This window comes from Pseudomonas sp. AC070, from assembly GCF_979258635.1.
Window position 1 is genome coordinate 4678516 of the sequence record NZ_OZ409871.1, and the last position, 26485, is coordinate 4705000.

Consider the following 26485-nt stretch of genomic DNA (forward strand, 5'->3'; position numbering starts at 1 on the left):
CTTACTCAGCACTGCTGCTGAAGTCGAGATCTTGGCCCGGCTGAAGGGAGATAACTGCCTTCTTCCAGTCGTTACGCTTGCCCAGACCGCGAGCAGTACGCTTGCTCTTACCCAGAACATTCAGGGTAGTAACACGCTCTACTTTCACGCTGAACAGGCTTTCGACGGCCTTTTTGATTTCCAGCTTGGTTGCGTCGGTAGCAACCTTGAAAACGAACTGGCCTTTTTTGTCAGCCAAAACCGTGGCTTTCTCAGAGACGTGCGGGCCAAGTAGCACTTTAAATACGCGTTCCTGGTTCATCCCAGCAGCTCCTCGAATTTCTTCACGGCCGACACAGTGATCAACACTTTGTCGTATGCGATCAGACTGACCGGATCGGAACCTTGTACATCACGAACATCGACGTGCGGCAGGTTACGAGCGGCCAGGTACAGATTCTGATCAACAGCATCAGACACGATCAGAACGTCAGTCAGACCCATGCCGTTGAGCTTGTTCAACAGAGTTTTGGTTTTTGGTGCGTCGACTGCGAAGTCTTCAACCACAACCAGACGATCACTACGTACCAGCTCAGCAAGGATGGAGCGCAGAGCTGCGCGATACATCTTCTTGTTCAGCTTTTGGCTGTGATCCTGAGGACGAGCTGCGAAAGTGGTACCGCCGCCACGCCAGATTGGGCTACGGATAGTACCTGCACGAGCGCGGCCAGTACCCTTTTGACGCCACGGGCGCTTACCGCCGCCGGATACGTCAGAACGGGTCTTTTGCTGCTTGCTGCCCTGACGACCGCCAGCCATGTAGGCCACGACTGCCTGGTGCACCAGTGTCTCGTTGAATTCGCCGCCGAAGGTCAGTTCGGAAACTTCGATCGCCTGAGCGCCATTTACATTTAATTGCATGTCAGCTTCCCCTTAACCGCGAGCCTTGGCTGCCGGACGCACAACCAGGTTGCCACCGGTAGCGCCAGGAACAGCGCCCTTTACCAGCAGCAGATTGCGTTCAGCGTCGACGCGCACTACTTCGAGGGACTGCACGGTCACGCGCTCAGCGCCCATATGACCGGACATTTTCTTGCCCTTGAATACACGACCAGGAGTCTGGCACTGGCCGATAGAGCCAGGGACGCGGTGGGAGACGGAGTTACCGTGGGTGTTATCTTGACCGCGGAAGTTCCAGCGCTTGATGGTACCGGCGAAGCCTTTACCCTTGGACTGACCGGTGACATCCACCAGCTGACCTGCTTGGAAAATTTCTGCATTGATCAGATCGCCAGCCTGGTACTCGCCTTCTTCAAGACGGAATTCCCAGACGCCGCGACCGGCAGCTACGTTTGCCTTAGCGAAGTGACCAGCTTGAGCAGCAGTCACGCGCGAAGCACGACGCTCACCGACAGTGACTTGCACTGCACGATAACCATCACTTTCTTCAGTTTTGAACTGGGTGACGCGATTCGGCTCGATCTCAATGACCGTAACCGGAATGGAGACACCTTCTTCGGTGAAAATACGGGTCATACCGCATTTACGACCGACTACACCAATAGTCATGTTGTAAACCTCATGAGTGTACGGGGCTTTCACCCGCTATGGCCGCCCATTTCAGAGCGTTACACGACTAAAACCAGACGGTTTTAGCCGAGGCTGATCTGAACTTCTACGCCAGCTGCAAGATCAAGCTTCATAAGAGCGTCAACGGTTTTATCCGTAGGCTGGACGATGTCCAGAACGCGCTTGTGAGTGCGAATCTCGTACTGGTCACGCGCGTCTTTGTTGACGTGCGGGGAAACCAGAACAGTGAAACGCTCTTTGCGAGTGGGCAGAGGAATCGGACCACGCACTTGAGCACCAGTACGTTTCGCGGTTTCCACGATTTCCTGGGTGGACTGGTCAATAAGGCGATGATCAAAAGCCTTCAACCGAATCCGGATTTGTTGATTTTGCATTGTCCACAGACTCCCAGTTGCTATTCCCAACGCGCGCAATACGCCCGTTAAAAGGAGGCGCAATTCTATAGATGCCCCCCACAGGTGTCAACTCAATAAAAAAACCCCCGCAAGCGGGGGTTTCTTCTAGCAAATCAACGATTACTCGATGATTTTGGCAACTACGCCAGCACCAACGGTACGGCCGCCTTCGCGAATCGCGAAACGCAGACCATCTTCCATGGCGATCGACTTGATCAAGGTAACGACCATCTTGATGTTGTCGCCTGGCATTACCATCTCAACGCCTTCCGGCAATTCGCAGCTACCAGTAACGTCGGTAGTACGGAAGTAGAACTGAGGACGGTAGCCTTTGAAGAACGGAGTGTGACGACCACCTTCGTCTTTGCTCAGGATGTAAACCTCAGCTTCGAACTTGGTGTGCGGTTTAACCGAACCTGGCTTGGCCAGTACTTGACCACGCTCAACGTCTTCACGCTTGGTACCGCGCAGCAGAACGCCGCAGTTCTCGCCAGCACGACCTTCGTCGAGCAGTTTGCGGAACATTTCAACGCCGGTGCAGGTAGTCTGGGTGGTGTCACGCAGACCAACGATCTCCAGAGCCTCTTGAACCTTGACGATACCGCGCTCGATACGACCGGTAACTACAGTACCGCGACCCGAGATCGAGAATACGTCTTCGATTGGCATCAGGAACGGCTTGTCGATAACGCGGACCGGCTCAGGAATGTAGCTGTCCAGAGTCTCAACCAGCTTCTTAACAGCACTGGTGCCCATTTCGTTGTCGTCTTGGCCGTTCAAAGCCATCAGAGCCGAACCGATGATGATCGGAGTGTCGTCGCCTGGGAACTCGTAAGTGCTCAGCAGATCGCGAACTTCCATCTCAACCAGTTCCAGCAGCTCAGCGTCGTCCACCATGTCAGCCTTGTTCAGGAAGACAACGATGTAAGGAACGCCTACCTGACGGGACAGCAGGATGTGCTCACGGGTTTGCGGCATCGGACCATCAGCGGCCGAGCAAACCAGGATAGCGCCGTCCATCTGAGCAGCACCGGTGATCATGTTTTTTACGTAGTCAGCGTGACCTGGGCAGTCAACGTGCGCGTAGTGACGCACGGCCGAATCGTATTCAACGTGAGCGGTGTTGATGGTGATACCACGAGCTTTTTCTTCTGGAGCACTGTCGATCTTGTCGAAGTCAACGCGAGCCGAACCGAAAACTTCGGAGCAAACACGGGTCAGAGCAGCGGTCAGAGTGGTTTTACCGTGGTCAACGTGACCGATGGTGCCAACGTTGACGTGCGGTTTGTTACGTTCAAATTTTTCTTTAGCCACGACAATAAACTCCTTGCCTAAAGGGGCTGAGATCAGCCTTGTTTTTTAACCAGAGCTTCGACGATGTTCGACGGAGCCTCGGAGTATTTAGAGAATTCCATGGAGTAGCTCGCGCGACCCTGAGACATGGAACGGACGTCGGTCGCATAACCGAACATCTCACCCAACGGCACTTCGGCACGGATAACCTTGCCGGAAACCGTATCTTCCATACCCTGAATCAAACCACGACGACGGTTCAGGTCACCCATCACGTCACCCATGTAATCTTCCGGGGTTACCACTTCAACTTTCATGATCGGCTCAAGCACAACACCGCCACCCTTCTGGGCCAGCTGCTTAGTCGCCATGGAAGCTGCGATTTTGAACGCCATCTCGTTGGAGTCGACGTCGTGGTAGGAACCGTCAAATACGGTAGCCTTCAGGCCGATCAGCGGATAGCCGGCAACAACGCCGTTCTTCATCTGCTCTTCGATACCCTTCTGGATTGCCGGGATGTATTCCTTCGGAACCACACCACCAACAACTTCGTTAACGAACTCCAGACCTTCCTGACCTTCGTCAGCCGGTGCGAAGCGAATCCAGCAGTGACCAAACTGGCCACGACCGCCGGACTGGCGAACGAACTTGCCTTCGATCTCACAGCTCTTGGAGATCTTCTCGCGGTACGAAACCTGCGGCTTACCGATGTTGGCTTCTACACCGAACTCGCGCTTCATGCGGTCGACGAGAATATCCAGGTGCAACTCGCCCATACCGGAGATGATGGTCTGGCCAGTCTCTTCGTCGGTCTTGACGCGGAACGACGGGTCTTCCTGAGCAAGTTTGCCCAGAGCGATACCCATTTTTTCCTGGTCATCCTTGGTCTTAGGCTCAACGGCAACCGAAATAACCGGCTCCGGGAAGTCCATACGAACCAGGATGATTGGCTTTTCAGCGGAGCACAGGGTGTCACCGGTGGTGACGTCCTTCATGCCGATCAGAGCAGCGATGTCGCCAGCGCGTACTTCTTTGATCTCTTCGCGGGTGTTTGCGTGCATTTGCACCATACGACCCACGCGCTCTTTCTTGCCTTTAACCGAGTTGATCACGCCGTCGCCGGAGCTCAACACGCCCGAATAAACACGAGCAAAGGTCAAAGTACCCACGAATGGGTCCGTGGCGATTTTGAACGCCAGAGCGGAGAACGGCTCGCTATCGTCTGCATGACGCTCCATTTCAACAGTCTCGTCATCTGGGTCGGAACCCTTGATGGCAGGAATGTCGACCGGCGCCGGCAGGTAATCGATAACAGCGTCCAGAACCAAAGGCACGCCCTTGTTCTTGAATGAGGAACCGCAAACAGCCAAGACGATTTCGCCAGCGATAGTACGCTGACGCAGAGCCGCCTTGATTTCCTCGTTGGTGAGTTCTTCACCCTCAAGGTACTTGTTCATCAGCTCTTCGTTAGCTTCAGCGGCAGCTTCAACCATGTTGCTGCGCCACTCGTTAGCCAACTCTTGCAGCTCAGCCGGGATCGGCTCGCGACGAGGGGCCATGCCCTTGTCTGCGTCATCCCAGTAAACAGCTTCCATGGACATCAGATCGATCTGACCCTGGAAGTTGTCTTCAGCACCGATAGCCAATTGGATTGGCACCGGAGTGTGACCCAGACGCTGCTTGATCTGACCGACTACGCGCAGGAAGTTTGCGCCAGCACGGTCCATCTTGTTCACGTACACAAGACGCGGAACGCCGTATTTGTTGGCTTGACGCCATACGGTTTCCGACTGCGGTTCAACGCCCGAAGTACCACAGAACACAACGACAGCGCCGTCGAGTACGCGCAGCGAGCGCTCTACTTCGATGGTGAAGTCAACGTGCCCGGGGGTATCGATGATGTTGAAGCGGTAGCTGTCTTTGTGCTGCTTGACGGAGCCAGACCAGAACGCAGTAGTAGCAGCGGAGGTAATGGTAATACCGCGCTCCTGCTCCTGAACCATCCAGTCCATGGTCGCGGCGCCATCATGCACCTCGCCCATTTTGTGGTTCACGCCTGTGTAAAAAAGCACGCGCTCAGTGGTAGTGGTTTTGCCAGCATCCACGTGCGCGACGATACCGATGTTACGGTAGCGGGAAATCGGTGTAAGACGAGCCATAAAGCCCTCGCAATATTAGAAGCGCTGAATTTAGAAGCGGTAGTGCGAAAACGCTTTGTTGGCTTCAGCCATACGGTGCACGTCTTCACGCTTCTTAACTGCAGCACCTTTGCCTTCAGCAGCATCCAACAGCTCACCAGCTAAACGCAGAGCCATGGATTTTTCGCCGCGCTTACGGGCGAAGTCCACCAGCCAGCGCATGGCCAGAGCGTTACGACGGGACGGACGAACTTCGACCGGAACCTGATAAGTAGCACCGCCGACACGGCGCGACTTCACTTCGACCAGCGGAGCGATGGCGTCGAGAGCTTTCTCGAAGATTTCCAGGGGATCGCTGTTCTTACGCTCTTTAACCTTTTCCAGGGCGCCATAAACGATACGCTCGGCAACGGCTTTCTTGCCGCTTTCCATCACGTGGTTCATGAACTTGGCCAGGATCTGGCTACCGTATTTTGGATCGTCAAGCACTTCGCGCTTGGCTGCTACACGTCTTCTTGGCATGGATAAGCCCTCAAACGGTCTTCAGGTTAGCCCGGGAACAATAAAACCTCTGGATGACAATCCTGGGTTAAACGCCCGACCTTACTCTTATCGACTCAGAAAAATGAAAATCTAGTTTGGGTGAAACGACCGATCACTCGGAAGCCGCACTTACTTCGGACGCTTGGTACCGTATTTCGAACGGCCTTGGTTACGACCTTTAACACCGGAAGTATCCAAAGAACCGCGAACGGTGTGGTAACGAACACCTGGCAAGTCTTTTACACGACCGCCGCGGATCAGTACCACGCTGTGCTCTTGCAGGTTGTGGCCTTCACCGCCGATGTACGAGGAAACCTCGAAACCGTTGGTCAGACGCACACGGCATACTTTACGCAGTGCCGAGTTAGGTTTTTTCGGCGTGGTGGTATACACACGGGTGCATACACCACGACGTTGCGGGCAGTTCTGCAGCGCAGGAACGTCGGATTTCTCGACGATACGCTTACGCGGCTGACGTACCAGCTGGTTGATAGTTGCCATCTACTAGCTCCACTGTTGTCTTTCGACGCTATTGTCTTACAAGAAAAACAAAATGGCAGGACAAGAGTCCCGCCAAATTTAGGGGTACAAGAGTCTAAAGAGCTTCTAACACCCCGTCAAGACAAGGCCCGGTGACGCTTAGCGCTTCACCGGGCCTCGACCTGATTAGCAACCCGTATTAATTACAGGTTGTTCAACGCTTCCGACAGTTGAGCTTCAGCTTCGCTGGCGCTCACTTGAACCGGCTTGCCGGCATCACGACGACGCTTGCGCTCGCTGTGATAGGCCAGACCAGTACCGGCCGGAATCAGACGACCCACTACCACGTTCTCTTTCAGGCCGCGCAGGAAGTCACGCTTGCCAGTAACCGCTGCCTCAGTGAGGACGCGGGTGGTTTCCTGGAAGGAAGCCGCAGAGATGAACGATTCGGTGGACAGCGACGCCTTGGTGATACCCAACAGAACGCGGTCGAACTTGGAGATAAATTTATCGTCCGAGCTCAGACGTTCGTTCTCGCCCAATACGTGAGTCAGTTCCATCTGGTCGCCCTTGATGAAGCTGGAATCGCCGGATTCGGTGATCTCAACTTTACGCAGCATCTGACGCAGGATGGTCTCGATGTGCTTGTCGTTGATCTTCACGCCTTGCAGGCGATAAACGTCCTGGATCTCGTTGACGATGTACTTGGCCAGCGCGCTCACACCCAGCAGACGCAGGATGTCGTGCGGATCGCTTGGGCCGTCGGAGATAACTTCACCGCGGTTCACTTGCTCGCCTTCGAAGACGTTCAGGTGACGCCACTTAGGAATCAGCTCCTCGTACGGATCGCTACCATCGTTAGGCGTAATAACCAGACGGCGTTTGCCTTTGGTTTCTTTACCGAACGCGATGGTTCCGCTGACTTCAGCCAGGATCGACGCTTCTTTCGGACGACGTGCTTCGAACAAGTCGGCAACACGCGGCAGACCACCGGTGATGTCGCGAGTTTTCGAAGTTTCCTGCGGGATACGAGCGATTACATCACCCACGCCCACTTGCACACCATCCGCCACACCGACCAGAGCATTCGCTGGCAGGAAGTACTGAGCCGGTACGTCTGTGCCTGGCAGCAGCAAGTCTTTGCCATCTACGCCCACCATCTTCACGGCAGGACGGATGTCTTTGCCGGCAGCTGGACGATCTTTCGGATCCAGCACTTCGATGTTGGTCAAACCCGTCAATTCGTCTGTTTGACGCTTGATGGTGATGCCTTCTTCCATGCCCACATACGTCACGGTACCTTTCATTTCGGTAACGATCGGGTGGGTGTGCGGATCCCATTTGGCCACGATTGCGCCGGCATCCACTTTGTCGCCTTCCTTGACGGAAATAACAGCACCGTAAGGCAGCTTGTAACGCTCGCGCTCGCGACCGAACTCGTCAGCTACAGCCAGCTCACCGGAACGCGAAACCGCAACCAGGTTGCCGTCAGCACGCTCAACGTGCTTCAGGTTGTGCAGGCGGATTGTGCCGCCGTTCTTGACCTGAACACTGTCAGCAGCAGACGTCCGGCTCGCCGCACCACCGATGTGGAACGTACGCATGGTCAGCTGGGTACCTGGCTCACCAATCGACTGCGCAGCGATAACGCCGACAGCTTCACCGATATTCACCTGGTGACCACGGGCCAGATCGCGGCCGTAGCACTTGGCGCAGATGCCGTAGCGGGTTTCACAGCTGATTGGCGAGCGAACGATCACTTCGTCAATGCTGTTCAGTTCGATGAACTCAACCCACTGCTCGTCTACCAAGGTACCGGCAGGCACGATGACTTCTTCGGTGCCAGGCTTGAACACGTCGCGGGCAATAACTCGACCCAGAACACGTTCACCCAGCGGCTCAACCACGTCACCGCCTTCAATGTGCGGCGTCATCAACAGGCCGTGTTCGGTGCCGCAATCGACCTCGGTAACTACCAAGTCTTGCGCCACGTCTACCAGACGGCGAGTCAGGTAACCGGAGTTCGCAGTTTTCAACGCGGTATCCGCGAGACCTTTACGAGCACCGTGAGTGGAGATGAAGTACTGCAGTACGCTGAGGCCTTCACGGAAGTTCGCGGTGATCGGCGTCTCGATGATCGAGCCGTCCGGCTTGGCCATGAGGCCACGCATACCGGCCAACTGACGAATCTGAGCTGCCGAACCCCGAGCACCGGAGTCAGCCATCATGTACATGGAGTTGAAGGACTCTTGGTCGACTTCTTTGCCATGACGGTCGATAACCTTCTCTTTCGAGAGGTTCGCCATCATCGCCTTCGACACTTCGTCGTTGGCCTTGGACCAGAGGTCGATCACCTTGTTGTACTTCTCGCCCTGGGTTACCAGGCCGGAGGCGTACTGGCTTTCGATTTCCTTAACTTCTTCGGTGGCCGCATCGATGATGCGAGCTTTTTCATCGGGGATGACGAAGTCATTCACGCCGATGGAAACGCCGGAGATAGTCGAGTAAGCGAAACCGGTGTACATGAGTTGATCAGCGAAGATCACGGTGTCTTTCAAGCCAACGGTGCGGTAGCACTGGTTGATCAGTTTGGAGATCGCTTTCTTCTTCATCGGCTGGTTGACCACGTCATACGACAGGCCGGCCGGAACAACCTGGAACAGCAGCGCGCGGCCGACAGTGGTGTCGACGATGCGAGTGTTCTTGGTGATGCTGCCATCGCGGTCTTTGATGACCTCGTTGATACGCACCTTAACTTTGGCGTGCAGCGCTGCTTCGCCGGCGCGGAAAACGCGGTCGACTTCCTGCAGATCGGCAAACACACGACCTTCGCCCTTGGCGTTGATCGCTTCACGGGTCATGTAATACAGACCCAGTACAACGTCCTGCGAAGGAACGATGATTGGCTCACCGTTGGCTGGCGACAGAATGTTGTTGGTCGACATCATCAGAGCGCGCGCTTCCAACTGGGCTTCCAGTGTCAGCGGCACGTGCACGGCCATTTGGTCGCCGTCGAAGTCGGCGTTGTACGCGGCGCAAACCAGCGGGTGCAGCTGAATCGCTTTACCTTCGATCAGAACCGGTTCAAACGCCTGGATACCCAGACGGTGAAGGGTCGGTGCACGGTTGAGCAGTACGGGGTGTTCGCGAATCACTTCAGCGAGAACGTCCCAAACCTCTGGCAACTCACGCTCAACCATTTTCTTCGCGGCTTTGATGGTGGTGGCCAGACCACGCATTTCCAACTTGCCGAAAATGAACGGTTTGAACAGCTCGAGAGCCATCTTCTTCGGCAGACCGCACTGATGCAGACGCAGAGTCGGGCCCACGGTAATGACCGAACGCCCGGAGTAGTCCACGCGTTTACCGAGCAAGTTCTGACGGAAACGACCTTGCTTACCCTTGATCATGTCGGCCAGGGATTTCAACGGACGCTTGTTCGAGCCAGTGATGGCGCGACCGCGACGACCATTATCGAGCAAGGCGTCGACCGCTTCCTGCAGCATGCGCTTTTCGTTGCGCACGATGATGTCAGGCGCGGACAGATCGAGCAGGCGCTTGAGACGGTTGTTACGGTTGATCACTCGACGATACAGATCGTTGAGGTCGGAAGTCGCGAAACGACCACCATCCAACGGAACCAACGGACGCAGATCTGGCGGCAGCACCGGCAGAACGGTCAAAACCATCCACTCTGGGTGGTTGCCGGAACCCTGGAAGGCTTCCATCAACTTCAGACGCTTGGACAGCTTCTTGATTTTGGTTTCGGAGTTAGTCTGCGGAATCTCTTCGCGCAGGCGGCCGATTTCGTGCTCCAGATCGATAGCAGTCAGCAGCTCGCGAACAGCCTCGGCGCCCATGCGAGCGTCGAAGTCGTCACCGAACTCTTCGATGGCTTCGAAATATTGCTCGTCGTTCAGCAGCTGACCCTTTTCCAGGGTGGTCATGCCTGGATCGATAACGACATAGCTCTCGAAGTAGAGAACGCGTTCGATATCACGCAGGGTCATGTCCAGCAGCAGACCGATACGGGACGGCAGCGATTTCAGGAACCAGATGTGGGCAACCGGCGAAGCCAGCTCGATGTGGGCCATGCGCTCACGACGAACTTTGGCCAGCGCGACTTCAACGCCGCACTTCTCGCAGATCACACCGCGGTGCTTCAGGCGCTTGTACTTACCGCACAGGCATTCATAGTCTTTTACTGGGCCAAAGATCTTGGCGCAGAAAAGGCCGTCACGCTCGGGTTTGAACGTACGGTAGTTGATGGTTTCCGGCTTTTTAACTTCACCGAAGGACCACGAACGGATCATCTCTGGCGAGGCCAATCCAATACGGATGGCATCGAACTCTTCGACTTGACCCTGGTTTTTCAGCAAATTCAGTAGGTCTTTCAAGGCCTTTCCTCCTGGCGGAGCAAGGAGCGGGCTCTACAGCCCCGCTCCCATTGCGCTTCGTGTTATTCGGTTTCCAGATCGATATCGATACCGAGCGAACGGATTTCTTTGATCAACACGTTGAAGGACTCGGGCATGCCCGGCTCCATGCGGTGATCACCGTCCACGATGTTTTTGTACATCTTGGTACGGCCGTTCACGTCATCCGACTTAACGGTCAGCATTTCCTGCAGGGTGTACGCGGCGCCATAAGCTTCCAACGCCCAAACTTCCATCTCCCCGAAGCGCTGACCACCGAACTGCGCCTTACCACCCAGCGGCTGCTGGGTAACCAGGCTGTAGGAACCGGTAGAACGAGCGTGCATCTTGTCGTCCACCAGGTGGTTCAGTTTCAGCATGTACATGTAGCCAACGGTCACACGGCGCTCGAACTGGTTGCCGGTACGGCCGTCGAACAGCTGCATCTGGCCGCTTTCTGGCAAATCAGCCAATTTCAGCATGGCCTTGATTTCGCTTTCCTTGGCACCGTCGAACACCGGAGTTGCCATCGGCACGCCGCCACGCAGGTTCTTCGCCAAGTCCAGAATTTCTTGGTCAGACAGGTCTGCCAGAGTTTCTTGACGGCCACCGATCTCGTTGTAGATCTGGTGCAGGAACTTACGCAGTTCAGCAACCTTGCGCTGCTCTTCGAGCATGCGGTTGATCTTCTCGCCCAGACCTTTGGCCGCGAGGCCCAGGTGAGTCTCGAGGATCTGACCGACGTTCATACGCGAAGGTACGCCCAGCGGGTTGAGAACGATATCGACCGGGGTGCCATAGGCATCGTGCGGCATGTCTTCAACCGGCATGATCACGGAGACCACACCCTTGTTACCGTGACGACCGGCCATCTTGTCGCCCGGCTGGATGCGACGACGGATTGCCAGGTAAACCTTGACGATTTTCAGCACGCCCGGAGCCAGGTCATCGCCTTGCTGCAGCTTGCGCTTCTTGTCTTCAAACTTGTCATCAAGCAGCTGGCGGCGATCAACGATGTAAGCCTGCGCTTTCTCAAGCTGCTCGTTCAGAGCATCTTCAGCCATACGCAGCTTGAACCACTGACCACGCTCGAGGCCGTCGAGGAACTCGTCGGTGATCTCGGCGCCTTTCTTCAGACCGGCACCACCTTCAGCTTTCTTGCCAACCAGAGCGGAGCGCAGACGTTCGAAAGTAGCACCTTCAACGATACGGAACTCTTCGTTGAGGTCTTTGCGGATTTCGTCGAGCTGCATCTTCTCGATCGACAGTGCACGAGCGTCACGCTCTACACCGTCACGGGTGAAGACCTGAACGTCGATAACAGTGCCTTTGGTACCGGTCGGTACGCGCAGGGACGTGTCTTTAACGTCGGAAGCCTTCTCACCGAAGATCGCGCGCAGCAGCTTCTCTTCCGGGGTCAGTTGGGTCTCGCCTTTCGGAGTGACCTTGCCCACTAGAATGTCGCCAGCGCCAACTTCAGCACCCACGTAAACGATACCGGCTTCGTCCAGCTTGTTCAGCGCAGCTTCGCCCACGTTCGGAATGTCCGACGTGATCTCTTCTGGCCCAAGCTTGGTGTCACGCGCCACACAGGTCAGTTCCTGGATGTGGATCGTGGTGAAACGGTCTTCTTGAACGACACGCTCCGAGAGGAGGATGGAGTCTTCGAAGTTGTAACCGTTCCAGGCCATGAACGCGATGCGCATGTTCTGACCCAACGCCAGCTCACCCATGTCGGTGGACGGGCCGTCAGCCAGAATGTCGCTGCGCTCAACCTTGTCACCTTTGCTCACCAGCGGACGCTGGTTGATGCAGGTGTTCTGGTTCGAACGGGTGTACTTGGTCAGGTTGTAGATGTCGACACCGGCTTCGCCAGTTTCAACTTCGTCATCCGCAACACGAACCACAATACGGCTGGCGTCGACGGAGTCGATCACACCGCCACGACGAGCTACGACGCAAACGCCGGAGTCACGCGCAACGTTGCGCTCCATGCCGGTACCGACCAGCGGCTTGTCCGAACGCAGAGTCGGAACAGCCTGACGCTGCATGTTCGAACCCATCAACGCACGGTTGGCGTCGTCGTGCTCGAGGAACGGGATCAGCGAAGCGGCGACGGACACAACCTGCTTCGGCGAAACGTCCATCAGCGTGACGTCTTCCGGCACCTTGACGGTGAACTCGTTCAAGTGACGAACAGCTACCAGCTCGTCAACCAATTGACCTTTCTGGTTCATCGTTGCCGATGCCTGAGCGATTACGTGATCAGCCTCTTCGATAGCCGAGAGGAACACGATTTCGTCAGTAACCAGGGTGTCCTTCACCACGCGGTACGGGCTTTCCAGAAAGCCGTACTGATTGGTGCGGGCATAGGCTGCCAGGGAGTTGATCAGACCGATGTTCGGACCTTCCGGTGTTTCGATCGGGCATACGCGACCGTAGTGCGTCGGGTGTACGTCACGAACTTCGAAGCCAGCACGCTCACGAGTCAAACCACCTGGGCCGAGAGCAGAAACGCGGCGCTTGTGGGTGATCTCGGACAGCGGGTTGTTTTGGTCCATGAACTGGGAAAGCTGGCTGGAACCGAAGAACTCTTTCACCGCTGCAGCCACAGGCTTGGCGTTGATCAGATCTTGCGGCATCAGGCCTTCGCTTTCAGCCATCGACAGACGCTCTTTGACCGCGCGCTCTACACGCACCAGGCCAACGCGGAACTGGTTCTCGGCCATTTCGCCAACACAACGCACGCGACGGTTACCCAGGTGGTCGATGTCATCGACGATGCCTTTGCCGTTACGGATGTCGACCAGAGTCTTGAGAACTTCAACGATGTCTTCCTTGCTCAACACGCCCGAACCTTCGATTTCGGTACGACCGATACGACGGTTGAACTTCATACGACCTACAGCAGACAGGTCGTAGCGCTCAGCGCTGAAGAACAGGTTGTTGAACAGGGTCTCGGCGGCATCCTTGGTAGGTGGCTCGCCAGGACGCATCATGCGATAAATCTCGACCAGCGCTTCCAACTGGTTGGTAGTGCCGTCGATTTTAAGCGTGTCGGAGATGAACGGGCCGCAGTCGATGTCGTTGGTGTACAACGTTTCGATGCGTACAACCTGAGCCTTGGCAATCTTGGCCAGGATCTCGGTGTTCAGCTCCGTGTTGCATTCAGCGATGATTTCGCCGGTGGCCGGGTGCACGATGGCTTTCGCAGTGGTGCGACCGATCACGTAGTCCAGCGGCACTTCCAGCGTTTTGATTCCGGACTTGTCCAACTGGTTGATGTGGCGCGCGGTAATGCGGCGGCCCTGCTCAACGATAACCTTGCCCTTCTCGTCCTTGATGTCGAGAACAGCAATTTCGCCACGCAGACGGTGCGGTACCAGCTCCAGACTGAGATTCTCACCCTGAACGTGGAACACGTTGGTCGCGTAGAACGCATCGAGCACTTGCTCGGTGGTGTAGCCCAGCGCGCGCAGCAGTACGGACGCCGGCAGTTTGCGGCGGCGGTCGATACGTACGAATACGGCGTCTTTCGGGTCGAACTCGAAGTCCAACCACGAACCGCGGTAAGGGATGATGCGTGCGGAGTACAGCAGCTTGCCCGAGCTGTGCGTCTTACCACGGTCGTGGTCAAAGAACACACCTGGGGAGCGGTGCAGCTGGGACACGATGACGCGCTCGGTACCGTTGATAACGAAGGTACCGTTCTCAGTCATCAGGGGGATTTCCCCCATATAAACTTCTTGCTCTTTGATGTCCTTGATCGCTTTGTTCGACGATTCCTTATCGAAAATGATCAGACGGACTTTTACCCGCAGCGGCACGGCGAATGTCACGCCACGCAGCACGCACTCTTTCACGTCAAATGCCGGTTCGCCCAGGCGATAACCGACATATTCCAGAGCAGCATTGCCGGAATAGCTGATAATCGGGAAAACGGACTTGAAGGCCGCATGCAGGCCGATGTCGCGGAACTGATCCTTTGTAGCTCCCGCCTGCAGGAATTCGCGATACGAATCCAGCTGGATGGCCAACAGATAAGGCACATCCATGACATCCGGCAACTTGCTAAAGTCCTTGCGGATACGTTTTTTCTCAGTATATGAGTAAGCCATCAGCGTTCCCCAGCTTGGTCACCTGCTTATTTGGCTCCTCCCGACGGGAGCAGCCAGAAAATCTTGCAAACTCTCGGTTTGCGCCACCCCGCAGGGCGGTTACTGCTTCAGCTATAGGCCAACCTGCGAAGGTCGGCCTATAACGGAAAAAGGCCGGTGGCAAAAGCCACCAGCCATCAGCCTTTCGCTCAACGCTTGGGCTGTAGACGCAAGGTCGTCGCTTACTTGAGCTCGACTTTGGCGCCTGCTTCTTCCAGGGCTTTCTTAGCAGCTTCAGCTTCGTCTTTCGACACGCCTTCTTTGACAATGCCAGGAGCGCTGTCAACAACGGCTTTAGCTTCTTTCAGGCCCAGACCGGTCAGTTCACGAACGACCTTGATCACGTTTACTTTCTTCTCGCCGGATTCAAGCAGCATAACGTTGAATTCGGTTTGCTCTTCAACAACAGCAGCTGGACCAGCAGCTGGGCCAGCGGAAGCAGCAGCAGCGCTAACGCCGAACTTCTCTTCCATTGCCTTGATCAGCTCAACGATTTCCAGAACGGATTTCTCGCCGATTGCGTCGATGATTTCTTGGTTAGACAGAGCCATGACTCTAATTCCTGTATTGGGGTGACAGCCTACGCGGCCATCGAAATAAACAATAAACGCGAAAGGAGATGCTCAGCCTTAGGCTGCGGCAGCTTCTTTCTGGTCGCGAAGGGCCGCCAGAGTACGAGCCAATTTGCTGGTTGCGCCTTGAATCACGCTCATCAGCTGAGAAATTGCTTCGTCACGGGTCGGCAGGCTTGCCAGTACGTCGATCTGATTAGCTGCGAGGAACTTGCCCTCGAACGCAGCTGCCTTGATCTCGAACTTATCCTGACCTTTGGCGAACTCTTTGAACAAACGGGCAGCAGCGCCAGGATGTTCGTTCGAGAATGCAACCAAGGTCGGGCCAGTGAACACGTCGTTGAGCACGTCATATTGAGTGCCGGCAACAGCGCGCTTGAGCAGGGTGTTACGTACAACGCGTACATAAACACCAGCTTCACGAGCCTCTTTACGGAGTCCGGTCATTGCGCCTACTGTCACACCACGGGCATCAGCCACGACAGCGGACAGAGCGACTTTGGCAGCCTCGTTGACTTCAGCGACGATGGCCTTCTTGTCTTCGAGTTTAATTGCCACGGGTTAACTCCTGCTTGTTACGTTTCATCCTGCCGAGGCCGGATGTCGTTTGGTGTCAGATTCCATAAGGAACCGGGAGCACCATCTGCGTAGGCTTGAGGTTTAAGACTTGCGTCGCCTACGGTCTTGGATAGCCCCCGCCAGGCAGGGACCCCAATCTTTCAATAACCGGAACAATCGCTTGCTTCGGCTGATTTGTCTTACGCGTCCAGCGAGCTCTGATCGATAACCAGACCTGGGCCCATAGTGGTGCTCAGGGTAACGCGCTTAACGTAGATACCTTTCGAAGAAGCGGGCTTGATGCGCTTGAGATCAGCGATCAGAGCTTCAACGTTTTCCTTCAGCTTGATGGCGTCAAAGCCAACTTTGCCGACGGAAGTGTGGATGATGCCGTTTTTGTCGGTGCGATAACGAACCTGACCAGCCTTCGCGTTTTTCACGGCAGTGGCTACGTCTGGCGTTACGGTACCGACTTTAGGGTTAGGCATCAGGCCGCGCGGGCCGAGGATCTGACCCAGCTGACCAACAACGCGCATGGCGTCCGGGGAAGCGATAACTACGTCGTAGTTCAGCTCGCCCGCTTTCATTTCAGCAGCCAGTTCATCCATACCAACGCGATCAGCACCGGCAGCCAAAGCGGCCTCAGCAGCTGGGCCTTGGGTGAAAACGGCTACACGCACGGTTTTACCGGTGCCGTGCGGCAGAACGGTAGCGCTACGTACGACTTGGTCGGATTTACGTGGATCTACGCCCAGGTTCACTGCGACATCGAACGACTCGGTGAACTTAACTTTCGACAGCTCGCCCAGCAGGGTGGCTGCTTCTTCGAAGCCGTAAGATTTACCAGCGACGATTTTCTCGGCGATGGCCTTTTGGCGCTTAGTCAACTTAGCCATTACACACCCTCCACGTTAAGGCCCATGCTGCGAGCAGAACCGGCGATAGTACGCACGGCTGCGTCCATATCAGCAGCGGTCAGATCAGCCTGCTTGGTTTTGGCGATCTCTTCGAGCTGAGCACGGGTAACGGTGCCAACCTTGACGCTGTTCGGGCGAGCCGAACCGCTAGTCAGGCCAGCAGCCTTCTTCAGCAGAACCGAAGCAGGGGTGCTTTTGGTTTCAAAGGTGAAGCTACGGTCGCTATAAACAGTGATGATCACTGGAGTCGGCAGACCAGGTTCCATGCCCTGAGTCTTGGCGTTGAACGCCTTGCAGAATTCCATGATGTTCACGCCATGCTGACCAAGAGCCGGACCAACGGGCGGGCTCGGGTTAGCTTGTGCAGCCTTTACTTGCAGCTTGATATAAGCCGTGATTTTCTTAGCCATTAGCTACTCCATTCGGGTTCTAGCGCCTTACGGCTCCCCGGGTTACTTACATGTTTATCCCAGTGACGACAAAACCCCGCAGCCTAAGGCTGCGGGGTACGGGATGCTTTGTCAGTTATGCCTTTTCGACCTGACTAAACTCCAACTCAACCGGGGTCGAGCGACCAAAAATGGTCACAGCCACCTGAATCCGGCTTTTTTCATAGTTCACTTCTTCCACAACACCGCTGAAATCAGCGAAAGGGCCGTCAATGACGCGGACCATTTCACCTGGCTCAAACAGTGTTTTCGGTTTCGGCTTGTCGCTACCATCAGCAACGCGACGCAGAATTGCATCAGCCTCTTTATCAGTGATTGGCGCAGGCTTGTCAGCGGTACCGCCGATAAAACCCATGACGCGAGGCGTATCCTTGACCAAGTGCCAAGTGCCTTCGTTCATGTCCATCTGCACCAGAACATAACCGGGGAAGAACTTGCGTTCACTTTTGCGCTTCTGGCCATTACGCATTTCAACCACTTCTTCAGTGGGAACCAGAATCTCGCCGAACCCATCTTCCATGCCGGCCAGCTTGACGCGCTCAATCAGGGAGCGCATGACATGCTTCTCGTAACCCGAGTAAGCATGCACAACATACCAACGCTTAGCCACGGGACACCTTCAACCAACAATCATGGAAACAAGCCAGCCTAGCAGGGAGTCAAGCCCCCACAGCAACAGCGCCATCACCAGCACAACAGCCACAACAATAAGTGTGGTTTGCGTGGTTTCCTGACGAGTCGGCCAAACGACTTTGCGAATTTCAACCCGAGCTTCTTTAGCGAGCCCGAAAAATGCCTGCCCCTTTGCGGTTTGCAGAGCGACAAACGCAGCAACAGCCGCGATTGCAAGCAAACCAAGGACACGGTACAGAATCGGCTCACCAGAGAAGAACTGATTGCCAACCACGCCAACCACCACCAAAGCAGCAACAACAAGCCACTTCAGCAGATCAAAGCGCGATTCTTTGGCTTCAGCCTTAACAGTCATTTACGAGGATCCTGTGAAAGACGTGCCAGCTTTAACTTCTTAGTAAAACTGGCAGGTCAGGAGGGAATCGAACCCCCAACCTACGGTTTTGGAGACCGTCGCTCTGCCAATTGAGCTACTGACCTAAAACAAAATCAGGCCGACCATTATGCCGGCCTGATGGGGACTAATCAACGATTACTCGATGATTTTGGCAACTACGCCAGCACCAACGGTACGGCCGCCTTCGCGAATCGCGAAACGCAGACCATCTTCCATGGCGATCGACTTGATCAAGGTAACAACCATTTTGATGTTGTCGCCTGGCATTACCATCTCAACGCCTTCCGGCAGTTCGCAGCTACCGGTTACGTCGGTAGTACGGAAGTAGAACTGAGGACGGTAGCCTTTGAAGAACGGAGTGTGACGACCACCTTCGTCTTTGCTCAGGATGTAAACCTCAGCTTCGAACTTGGTGTGCGGCTTAACCGAACCCGGCTTGGCCAGTACTTGACCACGCTCAACGTCTTCACGCTTGGTACCACGCAGCAGTACGCCGCAGTTCTCGCCAGCACGACCTTCGTCGAGCAGTTTGCGGAACATTTCAACGCCGGTGCAGGTAGTCTGAGTGGTGTCACGCAGACCAACGATTTCCAGAGCCTCTTGAACCTTGACGATACCGCGCTCGATACGACCGGTAACTACAGTACCGCGACCCGAGATCGAGAATACGTCTTCGATTGGCATCAGGAACGGCTTGTCGATAACGCGGACCGGCTCAGGAATGTAGCTGTCCAGAGTCTCAACCAGCTTCTTAACAGCGCTGGTACCCATTTCGTTGTCGTCTTGGCCGTTCAAAGCCATCAGAGCCGAACCGATGATGATCGGAGTGTCGTCGCCTGGGAACTCGTAAGTGCTCAGCAGATCGCGAACTTCCATCTCAACCAGTTCCAGCAGCTCAGCGTCGTCCACCATGTCAGCCTTGTTCAGGAAGACAACGATGTAAGGAACGCCTACCTGACGGGACAGCAGGATGTGCTCACGGGTTTGCGGCATCGGACCATCAGCGGCCGAGCAAACCAGGATAGCGCCGTCCATCTGAGCAGCACCGGTGATCATGTTTTTTACGTAGTCGGCGTGACCTGGGCAGTCAACGTGCGCGTAGTGACGCACGGCCGAATCGTATTCAACGTGAGCGGTGTTGATGGTGATACCACGAGCTTTTTCTTCTGGAGCGCTGTCGATCTTGTCGAAGTCAACGCGAGCCGAACCGAAAACCTCGGAGCAAACACGGGTCAGAGCAGCGGTCAGAGTGGTTTTACCGTGGTCAACGTGACCGATGGTGCCAACGTTGACGTGCGGTTTGTTCCGTTCAAACTTTTCTTTAGCCATCAGAGCGTCTCCCATCGATTAAGTGCGCGAACCACGCGACCATTAAAACAAAGGCAGATATCTTCATATCTGCCTTCTTAATAATGGAGCTCTTGAGCGGATTTGAACCGCTGACCTCACCCTTACCAAGGGTGTGCTCTACCAACTGAGCTACAAGAGCGAACTCGTTACAAACAACTGCAAACTGGAGCGGGTAGCGGGAATCGAACCCGCACCATCAGCTTGGAAGGCTGAGGTTCTACCGTTGAACTATACCCGCGGAGCTTGCAGCTCTCGCTAAATATGGTGGAGGGGGAAGGATTCGAACCTTCGAAACTCGCGTGTCAGATTTACAGTCTGATCCCTTTGGCCACTCGGGAACCCCTCCAAAGTGAGGCGGCATTCTCTTCGCATGCCACCCTACTGTCAAGCAATTCCTCATAAAAAACTTGAGGTTAGCGCAATCGACAGCAACTTTTCAGACTCACCCAGAGAGCAACCCTGCAAAGCGGGCGCCATTCTATTCAAACTAATTCGGCGTTGCAACGCTTTCGCACGGCATTAATTGATGTTGCAAGCCGTTGAAATCTCGAGCTAGCGACTGAAGCAAGGAATCATCAGCAAGGCGGCGACTTTCTGGAGCAACGCGGACCCAAAAATTGCGGTGAGCCCGCGGCAGCTCTCGCATCTGAGGGTCATAACCGACGTCCCGCAAACGCTGCATTACATTTTCTGCCGACTCGCTTCTGGGAAACATCCCCAAGGAAATTCCGTTCGAAAGATCTCCCTGAGTAATGATGTAGCTATCTATTTTTCTAGCCTGGAGTTCCTTCAACTGACGCAGCGAAGCCTGCCGCGAAGCTAGCGGGGGCAAGAAAACCCAATAATCTAACCCCGCCGGAGCGTCGACTACCCTCACTTGAGATTGAATATCCAAGGTGATCAGACGCTGCTCGATCAGCTTCGCCGCCTCTTCCTGGTCGAAACCACCCAAGAACATGCAGACCTCGGACGGCACAGCCGCCGCCTCAACGGGATGCTCGCGGCGACTCTGCGCGACGCCAGACTCGCTTAGCAGCCGAATGTCCTGACGAACCTCCTGGTGCAGCGATAAAGGCGCAACTTCTTTAGCGCGCAGCGGGGTCTGCTGCTGATGCCAGACGTAATAAAAAAGATTCAGAACCAGAAAAAGCAGAAACAACCAACGCATAAAAACCTCAATTCAACGGGCATGCGATAGCGAGGCCGACAAAAATTAGGTCAGGCATCACGCGGACAGCCGGCAAAAGCTCCTTCACGGAGCCAGCGTCTCCTCCCGTGAGAAACACGTCGAACGACTCACCCCAGTATTCGCGAGCAAGCTCAAGCTGCGTCTGCACAAAACCGCGGAGCATGAGCGAACATCCGCGCTCTACGGCCTCTACCGTGGAACGACCGGGCGCAAGAACTTGAAGCGCTTTCTCCGCAGCATCATCGTCATAACGGATACGCCGAGTATGGGTGCGTAGCTGGTTACGCATGAGGGGTACACCAGGACAGATAAAACCGCCTAGATGGGCCCCGTCGGCAGCGACGAAGTCCGATGTCACAGCGGTACCCAAATCAAGTACCAGACAAGCTTTCCCTGCGAGCCGGTAGGCAGCAACAATTGCCAGCCAACGATCCAGACCCAATCGTTGATAATCGCTGTAGCCGTTTGTCACCCCAGCCAAAACCTGCGCCGGACAAGCGCTAAGGGCTGTGACGCCGAAGCGATCGTATAAGAGCTGCATGAGCGAAGAAGTCTCTTCATCACTGCGCACGCTAACTATTCTGGCAGCGTCCACGTCGAATATTGCAAGCTCGGAGAGACTTGCTATCAGCTCCTCGCTCGAACCGACCACGCCACCACCAACGACCAACATATGCCAATCCAGCACTCGCCACTTTATAAAGCTGTTTCCGCAGTCGAGCTCAAGAATCATCACGCAACCTCAAACTAAGCTCACCACCACTGTACTCACGCTCCACACCATCAACCAAGAGCCGCAACGCCCCTCTTGAATCGACGCCCAACACGTCCCCGACAATATTTTGCGTGCCCGCCGAGAGACTTACGCGGCGCCCCTGCCATACATGCGAAGCCTCCCATTCTTGCCGGAGTTGCCGAAAGCCGCCCCGACGATGCATGTTCAAATATTTATCCAGTTGCACATTCAGCGTGGCGATCAGCTCATTTCGGTCGACCGGGGCACCGCTCTCCAAGCGCATTGACGTCCAAGGCTGGTCAATCGCCTCATCGCTACGCATATTGACGTTAATACCTATACCTATCACTACGTGACAGACGTCTGCAGGATCTCCAGATAGCTCAAGCAATATACCGGCAACTTTTCGATTACCTATCAGGATGTCGTTCGGCCATTTCAACCCGGCACCCACAACGCCGAATTGGCGTACGGCACCTAAAACGGCCAGACCTATCACCAGGCTTAGGCCGTCAAGTTGGACCGCACCCCGCTCCAAACGTAGCAAGAGACTGTAGTAAACATTTTCAGCAAACGGACTAACCCACTGGCGCCCTCGCCGCCCACGCCCCGATGTCTGGCGCTCCGCGACTATGAAAAATGGCGGCTCACAACCCGCTTCAAGGCACCTGAAAGCCTCTGCGTTAGTCGAGTCAGTAAATTCCAGCACGCGTGGCAGCCAACCAGCAGGATTCCCCTTCAGCTTGTCGACGCTCAATAAGACAAGTGGGCTCTCCAGACGGTAGCCGCGACCGCGGACCCTATGAATAGTCAGACCGTAAACAGACTCGAGCTCTTGCAGCTGTTTCCAAACGGCAGCTCGGCTGACACCCAACGTCCGCCCAAGCGCTTCACCGGAGTGGAAGTCGCCATCTTGTAAAAGCGCCAGTAAATTCTGCATTCGTGATAGCCCGACTTAGAGGCACGCATCATATCGGCGCACTTCGCTATTGCATAGAAAGCGCCCATAGAGAAATAAGGGCTATTAGGCGCGATGAATAATTGCAATTACGAACTAGGCAGGCGCCTTATAAGCTCAATAAAACTTTTCCGCGCCCAAAAACAAACCCCCTACCCGTTTTCACGAGTAGGGGGTTTGGAATTTAAGCTTGACGATGACCTACTCTCACATGGGGAGACCCCACACTACCATCGGCGATGCGTCGTTTCACTACTGAGTTCGGGATGGGATCAGGTGGTTCCAACGCTCTATGGTCGTCAAGCAATTCGGGTGGAGCGTCGCGTTAGCGCAGCTCCAAATTGGGTATGTGATTGGGTGTTACAGGTATTTGTGTGTTTGCCGAATTTTCGGTTTGTATCGTCTTCACACCGTCAATTTGCGTTTTTAAGCAAATTGCTTGGGTGTTATATGGTCAAGCCTCACGGGCAATTAGTATGGGTTAGCTCAACGCCTCACAACGCTTACACACCCCACCTATCAACGTCGTAGTCTTCGACGGCCCTTTAGGGGATTCAAGATCCCAGTGAGATCTCATCTTGAGGCTAGTTTCCCGCTTAGATGCTTTCAGCGGTTATCTATTCCGAACATAGCTACCCGGCGATGCCACTGGCGTGACAACCGGAACACCAGAGGTTCGTCCACTCCGGTCCTCTCGTACTAGGAGCAGCCCCTCTCAAATCTCAAACGTCCACGGCAGATAGGGACCGAACTGTCTCACGACGTTCTAAACCCAGCTCGCGTACCACTTTAAATGGCGAACAGCCATACCCTTGGGACCGGCTTCAGCCCCAGGATGTGATGAGCCGACATCGAGGTGCCAAACACCGCCGTCGATATGAACTCTTGGGCGGTATCAGCCTGTTATCCCCGGAGTACCTTTTATCCGTTGAGCGATGGCCCTTCCATACAGAACCACCGGATCACTAAGACCTACTTTCGTACCTGCTCGACGTGTCTGTCTCGCAGTCAAGCGCGCTTTTGCCTTTATACTCTACGACCGATTTCCGACCGGTCTGAGCGCACCTTCGTACTCCTCCGTTACTCTTTAGGAGGAGACCGCCCCAGTCAAACTACCCACCATACACTGTCCTCGATCCGGATAACGGACCAGAGTTAGAACCTCAAAGTTGCCAGGGTGGTATTTCAAGATTGGCTCCACGCGAACTGGCGTCCACGCTTCAAAGCCTCCCACCTATCCTACACAAGCAAATTCAAAGTCCAGTGCAAAGCTATAGTAAAGGTTCACGGGGTCTTTCCGTCTAGCCGCGGATACACTGCATCTTCACAGCGATTTCAATTTCACTGAGTCTCGGGTGGAGACAGCGCCGCCATCGTTACGCCATTCGTGCAGGTCGGAACTTACCCGACAAGGAATTTCGCTACCTTAGGACCGTTATAGTTACGGCCGCCGTTTACCGGGGCTTCGATCAAGAGCTTCGCGTTAGCTAACCCCATCAATTAACCTTCCGGCACCGGGCAGGCGTCACACCCTATACGTCCACTTTCGTGTTTGCAGAGTGCTGTGTTTTTAATAAACAGTCGCAGCGGCCTGGTATCTTCGACCGGCATGAGCTTACGCAGTAAATGCTTCACCCTCACCGGCGCACCTTCTCCCGAAGTTACGGTGCCATTTTGCCTAGTTCCTTCACCCGAGTTCTCTCAAGCGCCTTGGTATTCTCTACCCAACCACCTGTGTCGGTTTGGGGTACGGTTCCTAGTTATCTGAAGCTTAGAGGCTTTTCTTGGAAGCATGGCATCAACCACTTCGCGCTCTAATGAGCACTCGTCATCAGTTCTCAGCCTTAACCGCCCGGATTTACCTAAGCAGTCAGCCTACAACCTTAAACTTGGACAACCAACGCCAAGCTGGCCTAGCCTTCTCCGTCCCCCCATCGCAATAACTAGAAGTACAGGAATATTAACCTGTTTTCCATCGACTACGCTTTTCAGCCTCGCCTTAGGGACCGACTAACCCTGCGTCGATTAACGTTGCGCAGGAAACCTTGGTCTTTCGGCGTGGGTGTTTTTCACACCCATTGTCGTTACTCATGTCAGCATTCGCACTTCTGATACCTCCAGCAAGCTTCTCAACTCACCTTCACAGGCTTACAGAACGCTCCTCTACCGCATCACCTAAGTGATACCCGTAGCTTCGGTGCATGGTTTGAGCCCCGTTACATCTTCCGCGCAGGCCGACTCGACTAGTGAGCTATTACGCTTTCTTTAAAGGGTGGCTGCTTCTAAGCCAACCTCCTAGCTGTCTAAGCCTTCCCACATCGTTTCCCACTTAACCATGACTTTGGGACCTTAGCTGACGGTCTGGGTTGTTTCCCTTTTCACGACGGACGTTAGCACCCGCCGTGTGTCTCCCGTGCTCGCACTTGCTGGTATTCGGAGTTTGCATCGGTTTGGTAAGTCGGGATGACCCCCTAGCCGAAACAGTGCTCTACCCCCAGCAGTGATACACGAGGCGCTACCTAAATAGCTTTCGAGGAGAACCAGCTATCTCCGAGCTTGATTAGCCTTTCACTCCGATCCACAGGTCATCCGCTAACTTTTCAACGGTAGTCGGTTCGGTCCTCCAGTTAGTGTTACCCAACCTTCAACCTGCCCATGGATAGATCGCCCGGTTTCGGGTCTATACCCAGCGACTAAACGCCCTATTAAGACTCGCTTTCGCTACGCCTCCCCTATTCGGTTAAGCTCGCCACTGAATATAAGTCGCTGACCCATTATACAAAAGGTACGCAGTCACCCAACAAAGTGGGCTCCCACTGCTTGTACGCATACGGTTTCAGGATCTATTTCACTCCCCTCTCCGGGGTTCTTTTCGCCTTTCCCTCACGGTACTAGTTCACTATCGGTCAGTCAGTAGTATTTAGCCTTGGAGGATGGTCCCCCCATATTCAGACAAAGTTTCTCGTGCTCCGTCCTACTCGATTTCATTGATAAGAGATTTTCGCGTACAGGGCTATCACCCACTATGGCCGCACTTTCCAGAGCGTTCCGCTAATCTCAAATCAACTTAAGGGCTAGTCCCCGTTCGCTCGCCACTACTAAGGGAATCTCGGTTGATTTCTTTTCCTCAGGGTACTTAGATGTTTCAGTTCCCCTGGTTCGCTTCTTACACCTATGTATTCAGTGCAAGATACTTAACTTATGTTAAGTGGGTTCCCCCATTCAGACATCTCCGGATCAAAGTCTGTTTGCCGACTCCCCGAAGCTTTTCGCAGGCTACCACGTCTTTCATCGCCTCTGACTGCCAAGGCATCCACCGTATGCGCTTCTTCACTTGACCATATAACCCCAAGCAATCTGGTTATACTATGAAGACGACATTCGCCGAAAATTCGAAATACTCTTGATCTCTCAAGAGAACTCACAAATTTTACCTTAGCCTGAATAAACACCAGTGAAAGTGCTATCCAGTCTATCTTTCTATCACATACCCAAATTTTTAAAGAACGATAATACTTTCTAGTCAAAGACCAGAATTCAATATTCAACCCTAAGGCGAATACTCAATTCTGAACTCTATCGTCGTCGTGGTGGAGCCAAACGGGATCGAACCGTTGACCTCCTGCGTGCAAGGCAGGCGCTCTCCCAGCTGAGCTATGGCCCCGTACTGAGGCTTCTTCCACAACAATTGGTGGGTCTGGGCAGATTCGAACTGCCGACCTCACCCTTATCAGGG

20 protein-coding genes, 6 tRNA genes and 2 rRNA genes (1 of these 28 cut by a window edge) are annotated in these 26485 nt (G+C 54.6%); all 28 read right to left on the reverse strand.

Going from position 1 to position 26485, the window contains the following annotated elements:
• Position 1: 1 nt before the first annotated feature.
• Positions 2-301, reverse strand: coding sequence for a 50S ribosomal protein L23 (rplW, locus tag ACZZ0Q_RS21045; protein WP_002555488.1), 300 nt, complete (start codon positions 299-301; stop codon positions 2-4).
• Positions 298-900: a 50S ribosomal protein L4 gene (gene rplD, locus ACZZ0Q_RS21050; protein WP_110618208.1), complete on the reverse strand. Its 603-nt coding sequence runs from the start codon at positions 898-900 to the stop codon at positions 298-300. The genes rplW and rplD overlap by 4 nt, the downstream gene beginning before the upstream one ends.
• A gap of 12 nt (positions 901-912) precedes the next feature.
• Complete coding sequence (gene rplC, locus ACZZ0Q_RS21055) at positions 913-1548, reverse strand: 50S ribosomal protein L3 (protein ID WP_122453851.1); 636 nt, start codon at positions 1546-1548, stop codon at positions 913-915.
• 83 nt (positions 1549-1631) lie between these two features.
• The gene (rpsJ, locus tag ACZZ0Q_RS21060) at positions 1632-1943 is read right to left on the reverse strand and encodes a 30S ribosomal protein S10 (protein ID WP_003186070.1); all 312 of its coding nucleotides are present in this window, start codon (positions 1941-1943) and stop codon (positions 1632-1634) included.
• Positions 1944-2084: 141 nt separating this feature from the next.
• Positions 2085-3278, reverse strand: coding sequence for an elongation factor Tu (gene tuf / locus ACZZ0Q_RS21065; RefSeq protein ID WP_463540911.1), 1194 nt, complete (start codon positions 3276-3278; stop codon positions 2085-2087).
• Positions 3279-3310: 32 nt separating this feature from the next.
• On the reverse strand, positions 3311-5416 hold the full coding sequence (gene fusA, locus ACZZ0Q_RS21070) for an elongation factor G (protein WP_463540915.1): 2106 nt from the start codon (positions 5414-5416) through the stop codon (positions 3311-3313).
• Positions 5417-5446: 30 nt separating this feature from the next.
• Positions 5447-5917 (reverse strand): 30S ribosomal protein S7, encoded by a 471-nt coding sequence (rpsG, locus tag ACZZ0Q_RS21075; protein ID WP_002555493.1) that lies wholly within the window; start codon positions 5915-5917, stop codon positions 5447-5449.
• 150 nt (positions 5918-6067) lie between these two features.
• Positions 6068-6439, reverse strand: coding sequence for a 30S ribosomal protein S12 (gene rpsL, locus ACZZ0Q_RS21080; RefSeq protein WP_003186084.1), 372 nt, complete (start codon positions 6437-6439; stop codon positions 6068-6070).
• A 182-nt stretch (positions 6440-6621) separates the two neighbouring features.
• Positions 6622-10815 carry a DNA-directed RNA polymerase subunit beta' gene (rpoC, locus tag ACZZ0Q_RS21085; protein ID WP_463540914.1) on the reverse strand — a complete coding sequence of 1398 codons (4194 nt, stop codon included), beginning with the start codon at positions 10813-10815 and terminating at the stop codon, positions 6622-6624.
• A 62-nt stretch (positions 10816-10877) separates the two neighbouring features.
• Entirely contained in the window at positions 10878-14951 is a 4074-nt protein-coding gene (gene rpoB, locus ACZZ0Q_RS21090; RefSeq protein WP_463560905.1) for a DNA-directed RNA polymerase subunit beta, read from the reverse strand.
• 221 nt (positions 14952-15172) lie between these two features.
• Positions 15173-15541, reverse strand: a complete 369-nt coding sequence (rplL, locus tag ACZZ0Q_RS21095) for a 50S ribosomal protein L7/L12 (protein WP_108096539.1) — start codon at positions 15539-15541, stop codon at positions 15173-15175.
• A 78-nt stretch (positions 15542-15619) separates the two neighbouring features.
• Positions 15620-16120: a 50S ribosomal protein L10 gene (rplJ, locus tag ACZZ0Q_RS21100; protein WP_108096540.1), complete on the reverse strand. Its 501-nt coding sequence runs from the start codon at positions 16118-16120 to the stop codon at positions 15620-15622.
• 200 nt (positions 16121-16320) lie between these two features.
• Complete coding sequence (gene rplA, locus ACZZ0Q_RS21105; RefSeq protein WP_463540913.1) at positions 16321-17016, reverse strand: 50S ribosomal protein L1; 696 nt, start codon at positions 17014-17016, stop codon at positions 16321-16323.
• Positions 17016-17447, reverse strand: a complete 432-nt coding sequence (gene rplK, locus ACZZ0Q_RS21110; RefSeq protein WP_108096542.1) for a 50S ribosomal protein L11 — start codon at positions 17445-17447, stop codon at positions 17016-17018. The genes rplA and rplK overlap by 1 nt, the downstream gene beginning before the upstream one ends.
• A gap of 115 nt (positions 17448-17562) precedes the next feature.
• On the reverse strand, positions 17563-18096 hold the full coding sequence (nusG, locus tag ACZZ0Q_RS21115; RefSeq protein WP_108096543.1) for a transcription termination/antitermination protein NusG: 534 nt from the start codon (positions 18094-18096) through the stop codon (positions 17563-17565).
• Positions 18097-18105: 9 nt separating this feature from the next.
• The gene (gene secE / locus ACZZ0Q_RS21120; protein WP_463540912.1) at positions 18106-18474 is read right to left on the reverse strand and encodes a preprotein translocase subunit SecE; all 369 of its coding nucleotides are present in this window, start codon (positions 18472-18474) and stop codon (positions 18106-18108) included.
• Positions 18475-18523: 49 nt separating this feature from the next.
• Positions 18524-18599 (reverse strand) — tRNA-Trp (locus ACZZ0Q_RS21125).
• Between the two features lie 52 nt (positions 18600-18651).
• Positions 18652-19845: an elongation factor Tu gene (gene tuf / locus ACZZ0Q_RS21130; protein WP_463540911.1), complete on the reverse strand. Its 1194-nt coding sequence runs from the start codon at positions 19843-19845 to the stop codon at positions 18652-18654.
• An 84-nt stretch (positions 19846-19929) separates the two neighbouring features.
• Positions 19930-20005: transfer RNA gene (locus ACZZ0Q_RS21135), tRNA-Thr, on the reverse strand.
• Between the two features lie 25 nt (positions 20006-20030).
• Positions 20031-20104 (reverse strand) — tRNA-Gly (locus ACZZ0Q_RS21140).
• A gap of 24 nt (positions 20105-20128) precedes the next feature.
• Positions 20129-20212, reverse strand: a tRNA-Tyr gene (locus ACZZ0Q_RS21145).
• 141 nt (positions 20213-20353) lie between these two features.
• Positions 20354-21034 carry an SPOR domain-containing protein gene (locus ACZZ0Q_RS21150; RefSeq protein WP_463540910.1) on the reverse strand — a complete coding sequence of 227 codons (681 nt, stop codon included), beginning with the start codon at positions 21032-21034 and terminating at the stop codon, positions 20354-20356.
• Positions 21035-21041: 7 nt separating this feature from the next.
• Positions 21042-21788, reverse strand: coding sequence for a pantothenate kinase (locus tag ACZZ0Q_RS21155; RefSeq protein WP_463540909.1), 747 nt, complete (start codon positions 21786-21788; stop codon positions 21042-21044).
• The gene (gene birA / locus ACZZ0Q_RS21160) at positions 21778-22731 is read right to left on the reverse strand and encodes a bifunctional biotin--[acetyl-CoA-carboxylase] ligase/biotin operon repressor BirA (RefSeq protein WP_463540908.1); all 954 of its coding nucleotides are present in this window, start codon (positions 22729-22731) and stop codon (positions 21778-21780) included. The genes ACZZ0Q_RS21155 and birA overlap by 11 nt, the downstream gene beginning before the upstream one ends.
• A gap of 206 nt (positions 22732-22937) precedes the next feature.
• Positions 22938-23053, reverse strand: a 5S ribosomal RNA gene (gene rrf, locus ACZZ0Q_RS21165).
• Positions 23054-23199: 146 nt separating this feature from the next.
• Positions 23200-26089 (reverse strand): 23S ribosomal RNA (locus ACZZ0Q_RS21170).
• Between the two features lie 248 nt (positions 26090-26337).
• Positions 26338-26413, reverse strand: a tRNA-Ala gene (locus ACZZ0Q_RS21175).
• 25 nt (positions 26414-26438) lie between these two features.
• Positions 26439-26485, reverse strand: a tRNA-Ile gene (locus ACZZ0Q_RS21180); it runs 30 nt beyond the window's last position.